This is a genomic window from Aeromonas sp. HMWF015, assembly GCF_963878965.1.
GTDB classification, from domain to species: Bacteria; Pseudomonadota; Gammaproteobacteria; order Enterobacterales; family Aeromonadaceae; genus Aeromonas; species Aeromonas veronii.
Window position 1 is genome coordinate 1 of sequence record NZ_CAWNZT010000203.1, and the last position, 1,613, is coordinate 1,613.

The window sequence follows — 1,613 nt, forward strand, 5'->3', positions numbered from 1 at the left end:
GGGCAGTTGTGGCTTGATGGTTGATTTGGGAAACAGCGCCAGGCCTGTGTCAGGTGATAGCTAGATCTGTACACACTGATGAGAGAGGCGACCATCCCATTAAGGCCCTTTACATACGATTAGCTAGATCAATGCTTGGTGGTATATTTATTGATATGTACCCTGGCATAATCATCAATACACCATTATTGTCATGGGTTGCGAAAATGTACCAATTAGTATCTAACATACTTTGAGTGGGATGAGGGTTATAATTTTGTCCACACAGATTCTTGAGATTTTGATACGTACTTTCTGTAATTAAGAAAACTGGGATATCAATTCCATGATAAGTATATTTATGCCATTTACCTCTGGTGCGACGGGGTTCTGGTATCGGTCTAAATGCTAAGCTGGCAGTCTGAAATTCAGCACCAATGGAATACCAAGATGAGCCATCACTCTTGCCACAGTAGACGAATGATTCTTCTGCTTTACCGTCACATGAAAGTAATGTAAGAAAAATAGATAATAATAGCACCATGGCATGTTTCATATCAAATAATCCTCTATGTTATGCGTGGAAATGGTATTTTGCGTAGGTGTAAAAATGATACATTTGTTATTTTGTTGGTCGATAGCTTAGTGTGTGAGGTCACATTGAATATTATTTCGAATCTACGTGTAGGTTATAGTAAAATTAGGTGCCTGTAATAACAAAAATAATGCTCATAGCTCACGGCACACATTTATATGTAGTGTAAAAGAAGCCCCTTGACGGGGCGTGAGATAATGTTATTCTCAACTAAGCTTTGGCTTGCTTCACAAGCATCAGGCATGCCTGTGCCATCATATTAATCTGTGATCTATTTATTTGCAATTGTAAGAAGTGACAGTTGACATCAATTCGATATACATGGAATTTCTGATTGAGGTCATGGCCATTATTGATAGGGGTGTATAATAGCTGACCTCGTCATTATGGTGAGACTTTTAGGTTGGTCACTGAACTATTTTTGGGAAAGGTAATATTGGCATGGCTATATTTAACAGACAGTTTCTTTTGGTGTTTATTATGTTGATAACATCGGGCTCATCGCAACATGTAATGGCAAGTGTAAACAGTTGGGTTTTCTGTGGCTCGCCTGATGGTCGTCACTGGCAGTGGTTGCTTGATCGAGATAACAACTATATCTCTGTTGAAGGAGTATGGGGGCGCCATCTAATTGATGGCGGTGAGTACTTCAATGTATTCAGAATATCAGAGGAGATTTATTCTGACATTAGAGATTTATGTCCCACGGGGCTAATGCCACAACCTGCGGATAGAGCAACCTCAGCTTGGGAGGTTTTTGAAGTTTCTAACAGTGACGGCTCCACAACTGTAGTTGATGCATATAAAACCATTTATCGACAGGCCGATAACTGGGCAACAAAAAACTTCCAAATCAGGGTGTAGCTTGATTCCATGATGCATGGGGTACTCTATGCACTATGCACTATGCACTATGCACTATGCACTATGCACTATGCACTATGCATGGCGTTAATGGGATGGTCGCCTCTCCCCAAAATGGTATCTGAGTGCCAAAGTGGCGAATGTACGTTCCCACTGATGAGAGAGGCGACCAACA

The 1,613-nt window shown here is 40.8% G+C and carries 2 protein-coding genes; one reads left to right on the forward strand and one right to left on the reverse strand.

All coding sequences use genetic code 11. The features are described 5' to 3' along the window. Window positions 1-109: 109 nt before the first annotated feature. Window positions 110-535, reverse strand: coding sequence for a hypothetical protein (locus AACS18_RS11115; RefSeq protein ID WP_146184885.1), 426 nt, complete (start codon window positions 533-535; stop codon window positions 110-112). A gap of 480 nt (window positions 536-1,015) precedes the next feature. On the opposite strand from AACS18_RS11115, the gene AACS18_RS11120 reads away from it, so the two are divergent. Further along, window positions 1,016-1,438 carry a hypothetical protein gene (locus AACS18_RS11120; RefSeq protein ID WP_146184886.1) on the forward strand — a complete coding sequence of 141 codons (423 nt, stop codon included), beginning with the start codon at window positions 1,016-1,018 and terminating at the stop codon, window positions 1,436-1,438. Window positions 1,439-1,613 lie beyond the last annotated feature (175 nt).

Coding starts and splice junctions, on each gene's coding strand:
- AACS18_RS11115 (WP_146184885.1), bottom strand. CDS start 535: ATGAAACATGCCATGGTGCTATTATTATCTATTTTTCTTACATTACTT.
- AACS18_RS11120 (WP_146184886.1), top strand. CDS start 1,016: ATGGCTATATTTAACAGACAGTTTCTTTTGGTGTTTATTATGTTGATA.